Source organism: Paenibacillus agri (assembly GCF_013359945.1).
In the GTDB taxonomy this organism is placed as follows: Bacteria; Bacillota; Bacilli; order Paenibacillales; family Paenibacillaceae; genus Paenibacillus_AQ; species Paenibacillus_AQ agri.
This window is the reverse complement of the sequence record NZ_JABWCS010000001.1, coordinates 1-213: the sequence shown is the minus strand read 5'-3', so window position 1 is coordinate 213 and position 213 is coordinate 1. Positions and strand designations below refer to the sequence as shown.

Below are 213 nucleotides of genomic sequence, written 5' to 3'. Positions count from 1 at the left end.
GCCGAAAGCCCAAGGTTTCCTGAGGAAGGCTCGTCCGCTCAGGGTAAGTCGGGACCTAAGGCGAGGCCGAAAGGCGTAGTCGAAGGACAACAGTTTGAAATTACTGTACCACCGTAATCCGCTATGAGCGATGGGGTGACGCAGGAGGGTAGTGACGCGGACTGATGGATGTCCGTCTAAGCAGTGAGGCTGGTGTGTAGGCAAATCCGCACA

General features: G+C 56.3%; 1 rRNA gene. It reads left to right on the top strand.

Annotated features, from left to right (window positions below):
- A 23S ribosomal RNA gene (locus tag HPT30_RS00005) occupies positions 1-213 on the top strand; the annotation flags it as partial.